Annotated in this window: 15 protein-coding genes; 3 read left to right on the top strand and 12 right to left on the bottom strand. The window is 49.7% G+C overall.

The genetic code is table 11. The features are described from left to right. Positions 1–45: 45 nt before the first annotated feature. The 4 genes from ACFVU8_RS04030 to ACFVU8_RS04015 all read right to left on the bottom strand — a co-directional run bounded on the left by ACFVU8_RS04030 (position 46) and on the right by ACFVU8_RS04015 (position 3,509). Positions 46–669 (bottom strand): hypothetical protein, encoded by a 624-nt coding sequence (locus tag ACFVU8_RS04030; protein ID WP_387425928.1) that lies wholly within the window; start codon positions 667–669, stop codon positions 46–48. Positions 670–757: 88 nt separating this feature from the next. Continuing rightward, entirely contained in the window at positions 758–1,690 is a 933-nt protein-coding gene (locus ACFVU8_RS04025) for a dihydroorotate dehydrogenase (RefSeq protein ID WP_387425927.1), read from the bottom strand. After that, the gene (locus ACFVU8_RS04020; RefSeq protein ID WP_387425926.1) at positions 1,683–2,387 is read right to left on the bottom strand and encodes a dihydroorotate dehydrogenase electron transfer subunit; all 705 of its coding nucleotides are present in this window, start codon (positions 2,385–2,387) and stop codon (positions 1,683–1,685) included. Before ACFVU8_RS04020 ends, ACFVU8_RS04025 begins: the two co-directional genes overlap by 8 nt. A gap of 87 nt (positions 2,388–2,474) precedes the next feature. Beyond that, positions 2,475–3,509, bottom strand: a complete 1,035-nt coding sequence (locus tag ACFVU8_RS04015; protein WP_387425925.1) for an NADH:flavin oxidoreductase/NADH oxidase — start codon at positions 3,507–3,509, stop codon at positions 2,475–2,477. A 191-nt stretch (positions 3,510–3,700) separates the two neighbouring features. Here ACFVU8_RS04015 and ACFVU8_RS04010 point away from each other — a divergent pair, with 191 nt between their 5' ends. Further along, entirely contained in the window at positions 3,701–4,585 is an 885-nt protein-coding gene (locus tag ACFVU8_RS04010; protein WP_387425924.1) for a polysaccharide deacetylase family protein, read from the top strand. Positions 4,586–4,653: 68 nt separating this feature from the next. On the opposite strand, the gene ACFVU8_RS04005 is transcribed toward ACFVU8_RS04010, so the two are convergent. Beyond that, positions 4,654–5,316, bottom strand: coding sequence for a 3D domain-containing protein (locus ACFVU8_RS04005; RefSeq protein WP_387425923.1), 663 nt, complete (start codon positions 5,314–5,316; stop codon positions 4,654–4,656). Between the two features lie 443 nt (positions 5,317–5,759). Between ACFVU8_RS04005 and ppk1 the strand changes: the two genes are divergently transcribed. Continuing rightward, complete coding sequence (ppk1, locus tag ACFVU8_RS04000; RefSeq protein WP_175373352.1) at positions 5,760–7,877, top strand: polyphosphate kinase 1; 2,118 nt, start codon at positions 5,760–5,762, stop codon at positions 7,875–7,877. Here ppk1 and ACFVU8_RS03995 read toward each other — a convergent pair. The 4 genes from ACFVU8_RS03995 to ACFVU8_RS03980 form a co-directional block, all read right to left on the bottom strand. Further along, the gene (locus ACFVU8_RS03995; protein ID WP_379464063.1) at positions 7,825–9,354 is read right to left on the bottom strand and encodes a Ppx/GppA phosphatase family protein; all 1,530 of its coding nucleotides are present in this window, start codon (positions 9,352–9,354) and stop codon (positions 7,825–7,827) included. The two genes, ppk1 and ACFVU8_RS03995, sit on opposite strands and share 53 nt — an antisense overlap. A 120-nt stretch (positions 9,355–9,474) precedes the next feature. Next, the gene (locus tag ACFVU8_RS03990; RefSeq protein WP_175373185.1) at positions 9,475–10,197 is read right to left on the bottom strand and encodes an amino acid ABC transporter ATP-binding protein; all 723 of its coding nucleotides are present in this window, start codon (positions 10,195–10,197) and stop codon (positions 9,475–9,477) included. Next, complete coding sequence (locus ACFVU8_RS03985) at positions 10,184–10,843, bottom strand: amino acid ABC transporter permease (RefSeq protein WP_175373186.1); 660 nt, start codon at positions 10,841–10,843, stop codon at positions 10,184–10,186. Before ACFVU8_RS03985 ends, ACFVU8_RS03990 begins: the two co-directional genes overlap by 14 nt. Positions 10,844–10,946: 103 nt before the next feature. Then, positions 10,947–11,762 (bottom strand): transporter substrate-binding domain-containing protein, encoded by an 816-nt coding sequence (locus tag ACFVU8_RS03980; protein WP_379464066.1) that lies wholly within the window; start codon positions 11,760–11,762, stop codon positions 10,947–10,949. 302 nt (positions 11,763–12,064) lie between these two features. Between ACFVU8_RS03980 and ACFVU8_RS03975 the strand changes: the two genes are divergently transcribed. Continuing rightward, on the top strand, positions 12,065–13,813 hold the full coding sequence (locus ACFVU8_RS03975) for an alpha-glycosidase (RefSeq protein ID WP_387425922.1): 1,749 nt from the start codon (positions 12,065–12,067) through the stop codon (positions 13,811–13,813). 49 nt (positions 13,814–13,862) lie between these two features. Here ACFVU8_RS03975 and ilvD read toward each other — a convergent pair whose 3' ends face one another. From ilvD to glgB, 3 genes are all read right to left on the bottom strand, one after another. Then, complete coding sequence (gene ilvD, locus ACFVU8_RS03970) at positions 13,863–15,557, bottom strand: dihydroxy-acid dehydratase (RefSeq protein WP_387425921.1); 1,695 nt, start codon at positions 15,555–15,557, stop codon at positions 13,863–13,865. Between the two features lie 293 nt (positions 15,558–15,850). After that, positions 15,851–17,275 (bottom strand): glycogen synthase GlgA, encoded by a 1,425-nt coding sequence (gene glgA, locus ACFVU8_RS03965; RefSeq protein ID WP_387425920.1) that lies wholly within the window; start codon positions 17,273–17,275, stop codon positions 15,851–15,853. 37 nt (positions 17,276–17,312) lie between these two features. Next, positions 17,313–19,253, bottom strand: a complete 1,941-nt coding sequence (glgB, locus tag ACFVU8_RS03960; RefSeq protein ID WP_387425919.1) for a 1,4-alpha-glucan branching protein GlgB — start codon at positions 19,251–19,253, stop codon at positions 17,313–17,315. Positions 19,254–19,295: the final 42 nt, after the last annotated feature.

Raw genomic sequence — 19,295 nt, 5'->3', positions numbered from 1 at the left:
AGGCCTTACTAATAAATCATGCTTTGTTAATAAGGAGCGTTACCACTAAGTCAATATTCTCTCAACAGTTTCAAAATTCTCATGAAGGCTTATGCTACCGTCTACTTCAATGACATACCGGCTTAGTTCTACGGCTTCTCTGTGTACATATTTTGCGAATGAAGCATCCCTGTTCATCCAGTTGTCAAAAGCAATTAACGGATCGTCTGTCTGTCTCAAAACATCGTGAATCCACGGTCTTTGGCTGTAGAACTTTCTTTGAAAAGGCTCAGCGGGCACAAGCCACAACGCTCGATGATGACTATGACTCTTTAGATAAGGATCGACAAGGCACGGTAATAACTGGTTGCCTTCCACAACCACAGGCCGGTCTGCCGGCTTATCAGCTAGGTCTTGGATTACAAAAAGAAAGTCTTCCTTAAAGAACTGGATGTAATGTCTTAGCTGTTCCTGAGGATCAGTGTGACAGAAAGCCTCATTGAAATCCATCAGCGTGCTCTTAAGCATGGCCGGATGATTTTGTGGAGATATCTGCTTCATATGGACTTCAGAATGGGCATCGCAGACATAGAGATCCAGCCCATGCTTTTCCGCATACCTTGCAGCGATCGTACTTTTCCCAGAGCAGGCGGAACCGCCTATCCAATAAATAGTCTGATTCAGATTCATGTTCATACCCCCACCGCTTTGTTTAACTGGCTCAAACAGGGCTGAATTTAGAGAACAGCCCCAAAAAACACGGGGCTGCACCTGAAATTTATATAATTCCGCGAATTTCGTCCAACGATCCGATCTTTTCTTCCTCCATAAACTGCAGCAGTTCATCTGCCAGCGTGCTACCGGCCCGCAGATTCATAAAGTTGTAAGTTCCCACCTGAACCACCGTAGCCCCGGCCATAATGAATTCAATGATATCGGTGGCTGAGGTGATTCCGCCCATGCCCATGACGGGAATGTTCACGTTCTTGGACACTTGATGCACCATCCGTAGTGCAACTGGCTTAATGGCCGGACCGGATAATCCGGCATACAGATTGTTGAACACACTGCTACGTTTGCGGACATCAATTTTCATGCCTGAAATGGTATTAATGAGAGAGACTGCGTCCGCACCTTCCGCCTCACACATTTGTGCCATCACGGCGATATCCTCTGCTTGGGGCGACAGCTTCACAGCGAGCGGAAGCTGCGTGGCCCGCCGCACGGCCCGTACCACTTCTTGCGCGGCCGGTGTTTTGATACCAAAAGCGATCCCGCCCTCCTTCACGTTAGGACAAGAGATGTTCAGTTCGATCATGTCCACAGCAGTTGTTCCGGCGCACTGACGGGCATCTGCGTCCTGCTGGATCAGCTCCGCACCGAGCACATAATCCTCAAGCGTCCCTCCGCCAAGATTGACGATACGAACCGTATCAAGGTTCTCCCAGTAAGGACATTCCTTGGCGAGGAACGCTTCTATGCCGGGATTCTCCAGTCCAACGCTGTTGAGCAGGCCTGAAGCGGTCTCGTATACGCGAATACCGGGGTTGCCCGCCTTGAGATGCAGTGTCAGACCTTTGCCTGAGATCCCGCCCAATGTGGACACATCATACATTTTTCCATACTCATGTCCAAAGCCAAAGGTGCCGGAGGCCATAACAATTGGATTCTTAAAATGAACATTGCCGATCTTGGCGCTCAGATTAGTCATGGAAAATCACCTCTTCCGCCAGAAAGACAGGTCCGTCTGCGCAGGCTTTGCGCTGTCCGTCACGACAGGACACGCTGCATACTAGACAGGCACCGATGCCACAGGCCATCCGGTTCTCCAGCGATAGATATACCTGAGTTCTGCTTCCAGCCTCTATCGCAGCCTGGCCCTTCTGCTGGGCTGATTTCAGCATGGGATGTGGTCCACATACGAAGATATGGTCATACGCAGCAAAATCAACGCTGTCGAGGATCCGTCCGCCCACATCCACCGTTAAGGATGCGGCGCGGGAAGAAAAGGCCTCCGTGCGGAAGGCCTCCCTGCTGAAGCCTAAGTATACGTCGCTGCGAGGCAGCTTCTCAGCGCAATAAAAAAGCGGGGCAATACCGATCCCCCCGCCTATGAGCGCTACTTTACCGGAAACAAACGGAAACCCGCTACCAAACGGCCCTTCCAGATTTACCGTATCACCAGGATTTAAACCAGCTAATATTGCTGTACCTTCCCCAACCACATGATACAGAAATTCAACTCCATCATCATTTACTTGATGTATACTAAGCGGCCTGGACAGCAGCGGATAGGCTCCCCATGCCCGCAGCATGTAGAATTGACCCATTTGTCCGCCATGATTTCCCTCCACCCTGAGATGGAAGACCCCTTCTGCCAGCCGTTCGTTACTTATAACTGTCGCCACGTTATCAAGCTCCTTCAAATTTAATCTTATTAAAGATTGCCTTAGAAGGAGCTTGAAATCTGTGACAATATTCACACTAACAACAATCTATTTTCTATTCCACAGCCCGCGCTCATAAGCTTTGGGCACCTGATTTGCGCCTCCCAGCGCTTCCTCTGCATGCAGTGCCCAGTAAGGATCACTCAGCATGCCACGCCCAACCGCGATCAGCTCAGCACGCTCCTCTGCTACTATGGCCTGTGCATCCGAATAGGATTCCAAACGCCCTACGGCAATCACAGGTACCTGAAGTCCGTTCCGTAAGTACTCGGCCAGATCCGCCTGATATGCCGGAACGGCATTCGGTCCTCCATTGGAGCCGATTGGACCTTCCCCGCCGGAGGATACATGGAACAGATCTACCCCTGCATCGCGATAACGGGTGCAGAATTTGAGCGCATACTCACGGTCATATCCCCCATCTACATACTCCTTGGCTGAAACCCGCATGATAACAGGCATGTCCGCTGGCAGCACTTCTTTGACGGCTCTGACGACCTGCTCACCGAACAAGCCCAGATCCTTGCCATACTCATCTTCTCTGACATTCGTCAGCGGAGAATGGAACTGATGAATCAGGTATCCGTGCGCACCATGGATCTCCACGCTGTCAAACCCTGCTTCCACCGCTCTGCGCGCAGCTTCACGATAGGCATCAACCAGTTCAGCGATCTCTTCACGAGACAAAGCTTTAGGAGTCTTAGAGCGGCTGTCGAAAGGTATTGCAGACGGTGCTACCGGCGGCTTCGCATCCACTGCCTTACGTCCAGCATGGCCAAGTTGAATCGCAATTTTGGCACCATGACTATGCACGGCATCTGTGAGCTTGCGATAAGCTTCAATCTGTCCGTCATCCCAAATCCCGGTGTCTTGGTTCGTGATGCGGCCATCCGGGTGAACACCCGTCATCTCTACAATAATAAAGCCTGTACCGCCAACGGCACGGCTGACATAATGCACAAAATGCCAGTCATTAGGGATGCCATCCTGCTTGTCCACGGAATACTGGCACATTGGAGGCATCACAATCCGATTTTTCAGCGATAATCCTTTCAATTCATAAGGGGTGAATAAATTCGGCATACTTGTCTCCATCCTTCCCTGATCCCTATCTATCGGGCATTTTCATTGTCCCGTTTCATAAGTATACACGCATTGCCTGCTAGAAGAAATATTGGCCACAGAACGACGGGGACAGCATAAAATCCGGCATTCTGGGAGATAACAAAGGAAGATAATGGCCGTGATCATGACAAAAAAGGAGGTGCTTTCGGATGAATGATCTGTCCAAGGGCTGGAGACTGACCCTCATGACAACGGTGATCTGCTCCCTGCTATTTTCTCCCCCTGCACCAATAAATGCTTCAGCTATTACTAATCAGACATCTGGGCAGCAGATTAGCTCCTATGATCCTGAGGCTTTTTTCCCCAAAGGAAATCCCGCAGAGCCTGCCGAGACAACGTCTTCCTTGGAAGCAGCCCGGCCGCGGAAGGATTCCAAAGGGCTTACACTAAGCCAACTGCTGCACAAATATCCTGAGACGATCAAGACCAGCGGCCCCCGGCGAAAGATCATCGCCCTTACCTTCGATGATGTGCCCGACCCGCGCTTTACTCCGCAATTGCTAGATGTCCTCCGCAAGTACAAAGTGAAGGCCACCTTTTTTGTCGTAGGAAGCCGGGCAGAGAAACATCCAGGGCTCGTTGCCCGCATGATCAGGGAAGGACACGTCATCGGCAACCACTCGTATAATCATCCGCAGTTTGTGAAGCTGAGACTGAATGATTTTCGGACACAGATTGTTCGTACTGAAAATATTTTGCAAGCCATCGCGGGCTATAAACCCCGCCTGATTCGCCCTCCTTATGGAGATATCAATGAACAGCAGCTTAAATGGGCGAAATCGCATGGCTACAAGCTGGTCAACTGGAATGTGGATTCGCTGGATTGGAAAGGGCTCTCCAAGACACAGGTCAAGAACAACATCCTCTCTCATGCCGGCAAGGGAGCGATCATTCTGCAGCATGGCGGCGGCGGACATGGGAGCAACCTGAGGGGAAGCATACAGGCGCTGCCCGAGGTGATTACGAGCCTGCGACAAAGGGGCTACACCTTCGTAACTGTTCCCCAGCTTCTGCAAATTTCCAAAAGCAAATAACAAAAAACGGAGGACGCCGCTATCAGCGGTCATCCTCCGTTTGTATTTCATATGAAGTTTTTAATGAACTATTGAATAACGTATAATTGTACATACTGATAACCAAAGTCAGCTACAAAGCTCGGGCTTCCCGGGATAAAAATATCAATCCGGTTTCCCTTGATGGCACTACCCATATCGGTAGCGGTAGCAACAAAAGCGGACTTCGGTAGTCCAGGGTGAGTATAACCTGTCACCAGAACTTTAGTGCCGATTGGAATCACGGATGGATCTACAGCAATCGTACCCAGCTTCAGTGGGTTGCCAAGGTAATCGACCGCGCCCCATTTCCCGTTCTCGCTGCTTGCAGACGAGTAAGCCGAAGCTTTGACCTGCAGCGTCCGGTCATAGTTGAACACTTTTCCCCAAGCAGACACGGTATTGGTTTCCGGTTGAACGTTGAGATTGGCAGTAATGACCTCCGCTTTGGCAGATTCGCTTTGAGCTACCAGCGTAGGTGTCTTCCCAGGAATGTTCAGTTTCAAGCCTGAGTAAATGTTCGTTGCAGACACCTGCGGGTTAGCTTTCATTAAGGCGTCAACACTGACTCCGTATTGCTTGGACAACGTATAGAAAGTGTTCCCTTCCTTAGCCGTGTGAATGCCATCAGCATGGACAGGAACGGCTTGCAGCGCAGCGCTGATTCCTAAAAGAGCAGCAAAGGTTTTGATCATTTTGAAATTAATCTTCATTTCTTCCTCCTTGGTTTACAATGCACGGCGGCCATTGAACAGCGCACTGCGCAAGTCTTTACCCTGTAGCTATGTATGAATTACTAAAGGGCATCAAAATGCAGCTCTTTGTAAACTAACAGAATCGAATATATCACAATTTTGTAACCAGTGCCAAAGCAATTGTTACCATTTTGAAAGAACTGTTCTTTTTAACGAAAAAGAGGGCTTTTATTTGGAGAACAATATAGGTTACATAACCATTATTATGTTAACTTATATTTCACTATCCGACCTGCAGCGCAAACTTTCGGCAAATTAAACCAAAGATTTTACACAGATTTAACAAAACTATCTTCTTCAAATAGTAAAATGGTAAAATACGATAAGCCGAAATTACGGCTGCACCGCCACCAAAGCGGTAACGAAAGAAAAAAGAATGACGTGGAGGGGCCATGAGCAAAATGATCGAAGAAGAGAAAAAGAATATCTTTAGCAGCAGTCCTGCCACTGCCTATCTCAACCGGGACCTCAGTTGGGTCGAATTTAACCGCCGGGTACTGCAAGAGGCCCAAGATGTGGACAACCCGTTGATGGAGCGGGCCAAATTTCTGGCTATTGTGTCCAGCAACCTGGATGAGTTCATCAGCGTGCGTGTAGCGGGCATCCAGGATCAGATCCGTGCAGGATATACGAAAAAAGACTTCACCGGTTATACTCCATCCGGCTTGTACAAACGCCTCTTCAAACGGGTCTCCAAAATCATCGCAGACCAGTACCGCACCTTCCGCGATATCTCCAGGAATCTGCACAAGGAAGGCATTGTATTCGTTGATTACGGCGATTTGACACATGCACAGGAACTTTCCATAGAACAATATTACCGCGACATTATTTATCCCGTTCTTACGCCGATGGCAGTGGACCAGAGCCGTCCGTTTCCGCTAGTACATAGCCAATTCATCTACTTGGCGGTGGTTCTCTCCCGTAAAAATGCTCTAGAGGAAGAACCGTATTTTGCCATCCTGCAAATCCCGTCCAATCTGCCTAGATGTATCCCTCTGCCCCATCGCTCCAACAGCAAGAAGCGGCAGTTCGTATTCATAGAAGATGTCATCAGACATCATATCCAGACCTTGTTCAGCGGCTATGAGCCAGTCTCAGTTAGCGAGTTCCGCCTGACACGCAATTCGGACCTTACGATTGATGAGGAAGGCGCTGAGGACCTGCTGGAGGAGATTGAAAAAGAGCTGCGCAAGCGCAGACGCGGCGTACCGGCCCGGCTTGAAGTACAAAAAGGCATCCACCCCTATGCGCTGGAGCAGTTGCAGGCTGAATTCGAAATCGAGGATTTCGTATTCGAGATTGACGGTCCGCTGGATCTCGGATTCCTGCGCCAGTTTGCTGGTAGCCTTAAAGGCTTCAGTTACTTGAACTACCCTCCGGTGGAGCCACTATATCCGGTGGAGTTTGAAGAGAATGAAGACTTCTTCGAAGTGCTGCAAGAACGTGATGTGCTGGTATATCATCCGTACGAATCCTTTGACGCGATGACGGATTTTATTATTCAAGCCTCTGAAGACGAACAGGTCATGGCCATCAAAATGACACTGTACCGGGTCAGCGGCAATTCCCCGCTGATTACTGCCTTGGCAAACGCCGCCGAGTCGGGCAAGCAGGTCACGGTCGTAGTTGAGCTTAAAGCCCGCTTCGACGAGGAGCGCAACATTGCTTGGGCGCGCAAGCTTGAGCAGTCTGGATGCCATGTCGTCTACGGCCTGGTCGGACTCAAGACCCACGCCAAGATCACGTTGATTGTACGCCAGGAAGGCACAGAGCTGAAACGGTATGTGCATGTCGGGACCGGTAACTATAATGACAGTACCGCCAAGGCTTACACGGACTTGAGTTTGTTCACCGCGAATACCGACATCGGTCTGGACGCTTCCGAGCTGTTCAATCAAATGACCGGCTACTCCGCCAATTATGACTGGAATTCGTTCATCGTCGCGCCAACCAACATGAGCCTGTCCTTACAGAAGCTGATGCAGCGTGAGGCTGAGCATGCTGCGGCTGGACGTCCGGCCCGTATTATCGCCAAGATGAACTCCCTGTCCAACCAGCAGGTCATCGACGATCTCTACATCGCAGCCCAGGCCGGCGTATCCATTGATCTCATCGTGCGCGGGGTCTGCTGCCTGCGGCCGGGAATTGAAGGATTAAGCGAACGAATTACGGTGCGCAGCATCGTGGACCGCTTCCTGGAGCATTCACGCATTTATTATTTTGAGAACGGCGGCAAGCCAGAGGTCTATCTCTCCAGTGCAGACTGGATGACACGAAATCTGACCCGGCGAATCGAACTGATGTGCCCTGTGCATGACAGTACCATCCGGACGCAGATCATCAAGATTCTTGAGCTGACACTGAGCGATAACACCAAATCCAGTTTCCTTCAGCCCAATGGATATTATGAACGCGCGGACGACAAAAAGGCCCCTTTCCGGAGCCAGTTTGCCGCTATGGATGTTACACGTTGGAAGGGGAGTCGAGCTTTACCTTTAGACCCCAAACGTTCCTGAATGCTTTCAGAGCGTTCTCAATATCTTCAAGACCGATCAGAATGTCTGAGTCGCCCTGGAGGCTCATATGGAGGGTATTCCCTTGCATATGGCCTTCCAGGCCCCTGACAACGCCAATCTCGGTGCTGTCCAGTGCAATGCTCAACTGAACAAGCGTTCCAAGCTTGTGAATCCACTCTTCGTCGGAAGCCAGTAAAATGTCCTTGTGTTCGGTGGACAATTTCTGCTTCCGGCTTTTTGTGCTATAGGAAGAAATCATGGCGCACAGGATGAGCTGCCGATGCGTGAGACCGCGTATGGGCGAGTTCATTAGCCAATATCTCGTATGGCGCTTGGACTGATAATAATTAATATTCGATCCCGTTCGGTGCAACATGATGGAGACATAGACCAGCATCTCGATCTCCCGGGTATCCCCTTCGATCTTAAGCATGGACAGTAGGCTGCGAGCGAGTTTGTGAATGTGATCCAGATGCGTCTTGGAGGTGCGAATATCAAAGCGAATGATCGTATCCAGACTAAATTCCAGAGCGCTGTCCCGCACCGGCTGCTCCGGCTTCAGCAGATCATGCAGCATGCCTTCCCGCAAGCCTTCTCCGCTGATAACAGCCTGCACAGCACCAACATATTTGTATACGGTGTGAAAAATAATCAAACCGGAGACAATGATATCCGCCCGGCTTTTGGACAACCCGTCCAGTTCCTTCCGCTTATCAAGCGGCAACGCCGGTAGTGTAGCCATAAATTGCTCAATCGTCTCAGACGACAGCGTATATCCGTGCGAGTTTGGCAGCGAATAATCTTTACTCTTCTGATCCAGCTTACCCAGTGACCGCAGAGTACCGCCCAGTCCGAACAGAGGCAAGCCTTCCCCGGTAGTCAGCCAGTCATGCTCCACAAGCCGCCCCAGCACGTAAGCTTGAAGCTTATGAACCTGCTCCGCTGTCCAGTTACCGCCGTGGCCGAACATGACATTGGTATTCACAGCTCCGAACGGAAAAGAAATGCTGTGCTGATACCGGCGGCCTCTAAACAGCGTGATCTCCGTACTTCCGCCCCCGATGTCGATAACAAATCCGTCCTCGACATTAAACGCATTAATCACCCCGAGGAATCCAAAATAGGCTTCCTGATGACCGCTGATCACTTCAATTGGAATCGTTGAAGCTTCGGATAGGAAGGATATAATTTCGGCCGAATTAGCAGCATTACGGATGGCTGCTGTTGCACCTGCCCGGACTCTCTCTACACCGAATCCGTCGCAGATCTCCTTGAACTGACGCAGCACCGGGACAACGGTCTCCATGTCCTTCTGATCCAGCCGGCCATCTCTTGTTATTTTCTCACTCAGACGAGCGGAGTATTTGCATTCCTTTATGATCTTATAGCCTCCCGCCGGCGTCGTGTCATAGATTACCAGACGAATGGAGTTGGAGCCAATATCAATAATGCCGATCCGGCAGAGGTCATCTTTCATATGTATGTACTCCTTTTCAGGTTCATTAACCACTTATTATACATGTTTTGGACACATAAATGAACTTTAAAACAAAACGGCCTCCGGTAACCTACCGGGGGCCGTTTTACATATTATGCATTACAGCACTTTGCTCAGGAAATCCTGAGTCCGCGCATGCTTGGGATTACCGAAAACTTCCGCAGGGGTTCCCTGCTCAACAATAAAGCCCCCATCCATGAACAGAATGCGGTCGCCGACTTCTCGGGCGAAGCCCATCTCATGGGTCACGATCACCATGGTCATGCCGTCTTCAGCCAATTTCTTCATGACCTCCAGCACCTCACCGACCATTTCAGGATCAAGTGCAGAGGTCGGCTCATCGAACAGCATCACATGCGGCTGCATAGCCAAAGCACGGGCAATTGCGATCCGCTGCTTCTGTCCCCCGGACAACTGATTCGGATAAGCATCCTTTTTATCCTCCAGACCGACGGTCCGAAGAAGATTCAGAGCGAATTTCTCAGCTTCCTGCTGCGACTGTTTCTTCACCTTGATCGGCGCCAAGGTGATATTCTGAAGTACGGTCATATGCGGGAACAGATTGAATTGCTGGAACACCATCCCCATCTTCTCACGGGTAAGATTAATGTCATGCTTGCGCGAGGTTATGGACTCGCCCTCAAAGGTGATTTCACCGCCGGTTGGCTGCTCAAGCAGGTTCAGGCAGCGCAAAAAGGTGCTTTTGCCAGAACCGCTGGGGCCGATCACCACAACAACCTCCCCTTTTTGGATCTCCAGATCAATGCCTTTCAGGATTTCCAACTTTCCGTAATGCTTCTCCAGATTCTTAACGGCGATCATCGGTGTTCAGCCTCCTTTCGAGTCTGCCAAGCAGCTTGGACATAGTAAAGGTCAACACAAAGTACATCACAGCAACGACAATTAACGGTGTAAACCCGTCATAGGTAATTGTAGTTACCGCACGGGATTGGAACATAAGATCTGCCACCCCGATAAAAGAAACGATCGACGATTCCTTGATAATCGTAATAAATTCGTTGCCGATAGCTGGAAGTACGCTTTTCAAAGCCTGTGGCAGCACGATGTGGCGCATCGTCATTGCCTGTCTCATGCCGAGGGAACGCGCAGCCTCCACTTGCCCCCGGTCCACCCCTTGAATCCCTGCCCGGAAAATCTCGGCCAGATATGCGGAGCTGTTAATGGACAGTGTAATCGCACCCGATTGCACTGCGCTGAACTCGACACCAAAGCTGGCCAGACCATAGTGAATAAGGAAGAGCTGCACCAGCATCGGTGTCCCCCGTAGGAACTCTACCCAAGCCGTGGCAATAAATCTGAGTACACGCAATTTGGACATGCGAAGCAGCGCAACAGCAATCCCCAGTACGAAACCGAAGAATACGCCGAGCACGGCCAGCAGCAGGGTGTACTGTAGACCAGACAGAAAAAAGTTCCGGTAATCATAAGCTAAACTAAAAATGTTCATTATACCTGCACAACCTCCAATCTCCAAAAAAATAGAAAACAGCGGAACAAGCACCGCTATTTTCTGTAAGTACAGCTGTTCATTCCAATTGATAACAGATTAATTACTTTTCAGCCAGTTCGCTTGCTTCTGTTACGTATTGCTCAATCTTACCTTCGGAATTCAGTCGGCTAAGTGTCTTGTTAACTTGATCCAGCAGCTCTGTGTTGCCTTTCTTGATCCCTACCACATAACCATCATCTTCAGCTTCTGGTTTGGCATCTGTAATTACGATTCCTTTAACGTTCTTTACAAAGGACTTCGCAACAGGACCTTCAATAATGGCAGCGTCCACGCGGTTGGATTGCAGCTGGAGCACGATCTCGGAAATTTTGCCAAGGGAAGTCAATTGTGCGCCTTCAATGCCTTTAGCGAGCTCTTCCTGGATCGATCCGGTCTGAACGCCGATCTTCGTTCCTTTAAGCGAGTCCATCGTCGAGAACTTGTCCTTATCTGCTTCGCGAACAACCACAGATTGCTCTGCTTTGTAGTAGATATCGGACAGCTCGACTGCTTTCCTACGCTCTTCCGTTGGGCTGAGGCCCGAGATGACCATATCGATTCTTCCGCTCGACAATTCATTCAGGAGGGAATCAAAAGGCAGATCCTTAATCTCAAGCTCAGCGCCCATGTCAGCGGCGATATCTTTGGCAATGTTGATGTCAAAACCAACGATGCTGTCTTTACCGTCAATAACCTTGTGGAATTCATAAGGCGGGAAATCCGCGCTAGTACCCAGTGTCAGTGTTTTTTTGGTAGTAGATCCGGTGTTAGCTTCTCCGCTAGCTGCGGAATCATTGCCATTCTTATTTTGACCGCAGGCCGTCAGTAGTCCTACTGCAAGCAGCAAAGTTAGTGAAAGTGTACCCCATTTTTTCATTTCTATATCTCCCTTTTCTGTATTTAGCGTATGCTGTTTAATTAGACCGATTTATTATAAATCAGTTCGTATGAATATGCAAAGACATTTTTACTAGAAATGCTTATTATTTTGTGTAATTTTCAGTAAATTTCAAACTTTTTGCACAGTGTTGACATAAAAAGTATATACTGATTTTAAACAAAAACACCCATTTTGAGAGCTTGGTTCATTCCACAGATTCAACGGGTATTAACTTGCTAACACACTGTTGCCAGGCGCATAATCCTTGCTCTGAAACTATCCAATAAGGAGGTGCTGTCATGCTGTTGGAGGCTTTGTACCATGTTCCCCGCGACAAGTGGGCTTATGCTTACGATACTGAAACCATTCACTTGCGTGTCCGCACCAAACAGAACGATGTAGATCATGTAACGGCTCTGACCGGCGACAAATATGACTGGAAACACACTTATTATGAGGTACGAATGGAAAAAGTCGCTTCCGACGAGATGTTCGACTATTGGGAGGCAGCCGTCAGACCCAAATATAAGCGATTGTGTTACACCATACGAATTAGTTCTGGAGCCGAAGTGATTTATTTGCTCGATAATGGTATCATTCGCCACGAATACCCCACCCCGCCGAATCACTATTTTGAGTTCTCCTACATTCACAAAATCGATGTGTTCAAGGTACCTGAGTGGGCCAAAGACGCGGTATTCTACCAGATCATGACGGAGCGGTTCGCGAACGGCAATCCTTCAATTAATCCCAAGGGTACAGAGGAATGGGGCGGCCGGCCAAAGCTGGACAATTTTTTCGGCGGAGATCTCCAAGGGGTGTTGGATCATCTGGACGACCTGCAGGAGCTCGGCATCAATGCCATTTATTTCACCCCGCTCTTCCTCTCGCCCTCCAATCATAAATATGACATTGTGGATTATAAAAAAGTCGACCCCCATTTTGGGGATAATGCACTGCTAAAGCGTGTGGTGCAACAATGCCATGCACGGGGTATACGCGTCATGCTGGATGCGGTCTTCAATCACTGCAGCGACCAGTTCCCTCCCTTTCAGGATGTACTGCAAAAAGGCGAATACTCTCTGTACAGGCACTGGTTTCATATTAACTCTTTTCCGGCCGAGATTGTCGATGGGATTCCTACCTATGACACCTTCGGTTTTTTTGGCAATATGCCCAAATTCAACACCGCCAATCCAGAAGTCAGATCTTATCTGCTAGAGGTTGCCGAATACTGGATCAAGGAGATCAAAGTAGATGGCTGGCGGCTGGATGTTGCCAATGAGGTGGACCACCATTTTTGGCGGGACTTCCGCAAAGTCGTGAAGAATGCCAACCCCGAAGCCTATATTGTCGGAGAGGTGTGGAGCGATTCACTAACCTGGCTGCTGGGCGATCAATTTGATTCGGTTATGAACTATCCCTTCTCAGGAACCGTGCTGGAATTCTTCGCTGGCGGTATGAATGGCGTGACATTCGGGCATCGGATCGGCGGACTACTGATGCGTTATCCGCAGCAGACGAATGAGGTGGTCTTCAATCTTCTTGGCAGTCATGATACCCCTCGATTGCTGACCTGTGTAGGTGAAGATAAACGCCGCCTGAAGCTCGCCGTTGTCTTCCTGTTCACATTCATGGGCACACCTTGTATTTATTACGGAGATGAGATTGGCCTTAGCGGTTATCAGGACCCGGACTGCCGGAAATGCATGGAGTGGGACCCCGCAAAACAGGACCGGGAGTTATATGAATTCTATCGGACGATGATTGCCCTGCGCAAGGAGCACAAGGCGCTGCGCGAAGGGCGGTTTCGCCTGCTGCAGGCCAGTGAGCGCGATGCCTGCATCGTCTATGAGCGGGCGGACGACAAGCTGCACTTCACGATCTGGATGAACAACATGCCGGAAGAGCGCACGCTGAGTCATCCTATGGAGACCGACGACTGGCAGGATGCTCTGACGGGAGAATCTGTCTTTCCGCAGAACGGGATCATGAATATTCGCCTGGAGCCTTATGGCTACCGGATACTCACTCGTAATTTAGACTGAAAAACAGGCTGTCCCTTGTGCCATCATATGGCAGGGACAGCCTGTTTCATTATTCCTCCGGCAGATCCGTTACAGCGCCTTTCGCCGCTGAAGAGACAAGACGCGCATACTTGGCAAGCGCACCTCTTGTGACTTTAAGCGCTGGCTTGTTCCATGCGGCCTTTCTGCGCTCCAATTCATCCGGTGTAACTTCGAATGAGATCTCCTGCACTTCACTGTCGATCGTCACCAGATCATTAGTCTGCAGCAGTGCGATCGGTCCGCCGACTTGCGCTTCCGGGGCCACATGACCCACAACAAAGCCGTGGGAACCACCGGAGAATCTGCCGTCGGTAATCAACGCTACGTCACCGCCGAAGCCTTTTCCGACAATTAAAGCAGTTACCGAGAGCATTTCCGGCATGCCGGGGCCACCTTTAGGACCGCAATATCGAATAACGACAACATCGCCTTTGCGGATTTCATCATTCAGAATGGCATCCGTGGCCTCAGATTCACTGTCATACACTTTCGCCGGACCGGTAAAGCGAAGCTTCTTCATCCCGGACATCTTGGCGATCGCTCCTTCCGGCGCCAGGTTACCCCGGAGCACAACCAGCGGTCCGTCAGCCTTGAGCGGCTCATCGAACGGACGGATAATATCTTGATCCTTTGGAAGCGGCGCAGCCTCAGCCAAATTTTCTGCCAGCGTCTTGCCAGTGACGGTCAGGCAATCCCCATGCAGCAGTCCTCTTTCCAGCAGTACCTTCATGACGCCGGACACGCCACCGATATCATTCAAATCCTGCATCACATATTTACCGCTCGGCTTAAGATTAGCAAGATGTGGAACCTTAACGCGGATGCGCTCAAAATCGTCATAGGTCAAATCAACTCCAACCGAATGGGCAATCGCAATCAGATGCAGGAAAGCATTCGTGGAACCGCCGAGGGCCATGACTAGTGTTATGGCGTTCTCAAAAGCTTTTTTCGTCATAATATCCCGCGGATATATCTCCTTCTCCAGCAGACTCAGTACCTGTTTCCCTGCCTTAGCGCATTCCTCTGCTTTGTCTGGAGAAATTGCAGGTGTTGAGGAAGATCCGGGCAGGCTCATACCCAATGCTTCGGCAGCGGAAGCCATCGTATTGGCGGTATACATGCCGCCACAGGCACCCGGACCTGGACAGACGCTGCATTCAATCTTGTGCAGCTCCTTCTCGGTCATTCGGCCGTCATGATACTGTCCAACCGCTTCGAAAGCCGTGACGATATCGACCTTCTTACCATCTAGCGTACCCGGCTGTATCGTTCCACCATATACGTAGACTGCTGGCAGATTCAGCCGACCAATTGCCATCAGACAGGCGGGCGTATTCTTGTCACAGCCGCCAACTGCGACGAGTGCATCCAGGCGTTCCGCGCCCATGACAATCTCAATGGAATCGGCAATGGCTTCCCGGCTGGGCAAGGAAAAAGACATGCCTTCATGACCCATTGCGATTCCATCTGCAACGGTGATCGTATTGAAGATGAGCGGCGCACCGCCGTTATCCTTAACTCCTTTTTTAGCCTGGACCGCCAGTTGGTCAATATGCATGTTACACGGAGTGACTTCGCTCCAGGTGCTTGCAATGCCGATCATCGGCTTCTTGAAATCCTCGTCTGTAAAGCCTACCGCCCGGAGCATGGCCCGGTTCGGCACACGATTAACGCCCTCGCTGATGACTTTGCTGCGTATTCTCAGATCTTTACTTGTTGACATATTCTCACCCTTTTCTAATAGATCAGTTCATATAGCTTATGCAGTCTTTCTCTATAGCTTTTCCAAACTTCGCAATTAATTGCTACCTTCGTTGACATTCCAAATTACTAAAGGGAAATAGTAAGATCATCATTACCCTATCCTTTTTTTCTTAGTATGCAATATATCGCATATATATATTAAAATCAAGTTGTTTTCTACATATAAAAAAACGCTCCCCAAGATCTCTTGATCTTAGGAAACGGTTTATTGTGGTTTCTATTCTATATCTTGCCGGGAGAATTTCTTGGTTGCTATCCTGTAATTCTCTTATAGATATCAATGTACTGCTGTGCAGATACATTCCAGCTGTAATCTCCCGCGAAGGCATTCTTCGTGATTCTTTTCCAATGCTCAGGTTGGTTATAGGTGGAAATCCCCCTGCGCAAGGTGTGCATCATATCATGGGCATTATAGTCCTTGAAAGTAAACCCGTTGCCCTCCCCCGTCACTTCGTTGTAGGAATGCACGGTATCGTTCAGCCCGCCGGTCTCCCGCACTACCGGAATGCTGCCATAGCGGAGGGCAAGTAGTTGGCTAATGCCGCATGGTTCGAACTTGGAGGGCATAAGGAACAGATCGCTTGCGGCATATATTTTGCGAGACAGACCCTCGCTGAACGTAATTTGTGAAGACACCTTATCAGGATATCGCCAGGCTGCTTCGCGGAACCAGCGCTCATAAGACTCATCCCCGGTTCCTAAGACGACAAATTGAAATTCATCATTATATAGCAGCTCATCCAGCACCCGTGTCACAAGATCCAAGCCTTTGGAATCTACGAGACGGGTAACCATGGCAACCAGCGGAACTTGGGGATTCACCGGTAGACCGAGCTCCTGCTGCAATCCCACCTTATTCTCGGCCTTCTTGGCCAGATTGGAACGGTAACGGGTAAAAATATGAGGGTCCGACGCTGGATTGTAGCTTTTAGTATCAATGCCATTCACAATTCCGCTCAAACTGCCTGCCCGCTCATTCAATAACCCGTCCAACCCATAACCATAATAAGGTGTGCGGATTTCTTCGGCATAGGTCGGACTCACAGTAGTAATATAATCGCTATATACAAGGCCGCCCTTCATATAATTCACGTTGCCGTAGTACTCCACACCGAGGAAATAATTACTGTCAAGACCAAGCAGCTCGCTCAGCACCTCATATGGGAACACTCCCTGATACAGCAGATTGTGGATCGTAAACACCGTACGTATATCACTGTAAAAAGGGTTGTGGCGGTAATGCCCCTGCAGCAGCAATGGGATCACCGCGGCATGCCAGTCATGGCAATGCAGCACATCCGGCTGAAAGTCGATGGCCGGCAGGCATTCCAGCACGGCACGGTTGAAGAAGGCAAAACGCTCCCCATCATCCATATATCCGTAAATGGCATCCCGCCCGAAATAATACTCGTTGTCGATAAAATACACCGTGATCCCGTCATGCACGAGTCGTTCAATACCGCAATACTGGCTACGCCAGCCGACAGGGACGTTGACTACGGTAACCGGTTGTAGCTGAGATGTGAATTTTTCAGGAATTCCGCGATACTTTGGCATAATGACTCTGACATCCACCCCTGCACCCTTCAGTGCTTTAGGCAGGGCACCAATAACATCGGCCAGACCGCCCGTTTTGATAAACGGATGACCTTCGGCTGCGGCAAATAAAACTTTCATGTTTATTTCCCCCTTCGGCTTCTGTATTTGTTCACGATTACTCTGACGTCTCGATCTTCTTACTGACACGAGGCGCCTTCTTCAGCACCACAAAACTCAGCGGCGGAAGAACCAGTTCAATACTGTTGATCTGATTATGCCATTTCTGCTTGCTGCTCTTCAAAGGTGCATTAAGGATACCGGAACCGCCATAAGCCGGGGACTCTGAACTGAATATTTCCTCATAGATTCCCGCACGTGGCACTCCAATCCGGTATGTGCTGCGTTCCACCGGCTGAAAATTAATGATAATGAGGAGCGTGTCCACAGGACGCTTACCTCGGCGAATGTAAGAAATGACGCTCTGACCGTTGTCATCAGCATCGATCCACTGATATCCCTCCAAGGTATGGTCCTGCTCCCATAGAGCTTTTTCACTCCGGTACAACTTGTTCAAAGCTGCGGTGTAAGCCAACATCTGGCGATGACGCTCATAATCGAGCAACAGCCAGTCGAGCTGCTCCTGATCCTTCCACTCGATGAATTGTCCAAATTCGCCACCCATGAACAGCAGCTTTTTGCCGGGATGAGTGATCTGATAACCTAGCAGCTGCCGGAGGCCAGCAAATTTCTGCTCATATGACCCAGGCATCTTGTCCAGCAACGATTTCTTACCATGCACAACTTCATCATGGGATAGGGGCAGGGTGTAGTTCTCGGAATACGCATAACAGATCGGGAAGGTAAGCAAATTATGATGGTAGGGCCGCGCCCCGAAGTCATGTTCTATGTATCCAAGGGTGTCGTTCATCCAGCCCATGTTCCATTTGTAATTGAAGCCAAGTCCTCCCTCATGGGCAGGTGCAGTTACACCGGGCCAGGCACTGGATTCTTCGGCCATCATTAAGGCATGAGGATAATGCTGGAATATAGCTTTGTTCAAGCGCTGCAGAAAAGATATAGCTTCCAGGTTCTCTAGTCCACCATTGGCATTGGGGCGATATTGGTGGTGCTGTTTCTCGAAGTCAAGACGCAGCATGCTGGTTACCGCATCCACCCGCATTCCGTCTATGTGGTACAGTTCAAACCAGAACAGTGCATTGGAAATCAGGAATGAAGATATTTCAGGCTTACTGAAATCAAAGGAAAGTGTGCCCCAGCCGGGCTTTTCGGCCAACAGCGGATCAGCATACTCATATAGTGGCGAACCATCAAAGCGTCTCAGACCATGAGCATCCTTGGCAAAGTGAGCAGGCACCCAGTCCAGAATCACACCGATATCTGCCTGGTGGAGGTGGTCTATGAGGTACATTAGCTCATGTGGCTCACCATAGCGGCTGGTTGCTGCAAAATAGCCTGTCCCCTGGTAGCCCCACGACAAGTCATATGGATGTTCTGCCAGCGGCATGAATTCCACATGGGTATAGCTCATTTCCACCAGATAAGGAATCAACTGATCGACAAGTTCCTTATAAGTGTAGAATTGCCCGTCTTCCTTTTGCCGCCATGTGCCTAGATGCATTTCATAAATATTAAGGGGTTTGTTGTACGGAGTCTTGTTCTTGCGCCGCCAGGCGGCATCGCCCCAGCGATAGCCCTGAAGATCAGTCACAACCGAAGCGGTTGCAGGGCGAACCTCGGCTTTGAACCCGTAAGGGTCAGCTTTGAGGAAGCTTGTGCCATCAGCGGCAATAATTCTATATTTGTATAACATTCCCAGCTTCATCCCCGGGAAAAACCGACTCCAAAATCCCGAATCGGGTATCTTATATAACGTGTCCATGTCCTGCGTTCCGTCCCAGCCATTGTGATCGCCGGCCAAACCTACATATGTCGCATGAGGAGCCCACACGGTAAAGCGCACACCGGAAGTCCCTTCCCAAGCGGCAATGTGCGCACCTAGGATGTTATAGCTGTGATAGTGCGTGCCCTCATGAAACAAATAAATATCGATATCATCCGTTGACGGGAGGGTTTCTGTTCTTGGTGTCTCAGCCAATTCATCACCACCTTTTTAAATAGGATGCACCTATAACATTAC

This window comes from Paenibacillus sp. NPDC058177 (genome assembly GCF_042883835.1).
Lineage (GTDB): Bacteria > Bacillota > Bacilli > Paenibacillales > Paenibacillaceae > Paenibacillus_AQ > Paenibacillus_AQ agri.
Note: the sequence above shows the minus strand (reverse complement) of the source record. Positions and strands in the feature narration are given on the sequence as shown.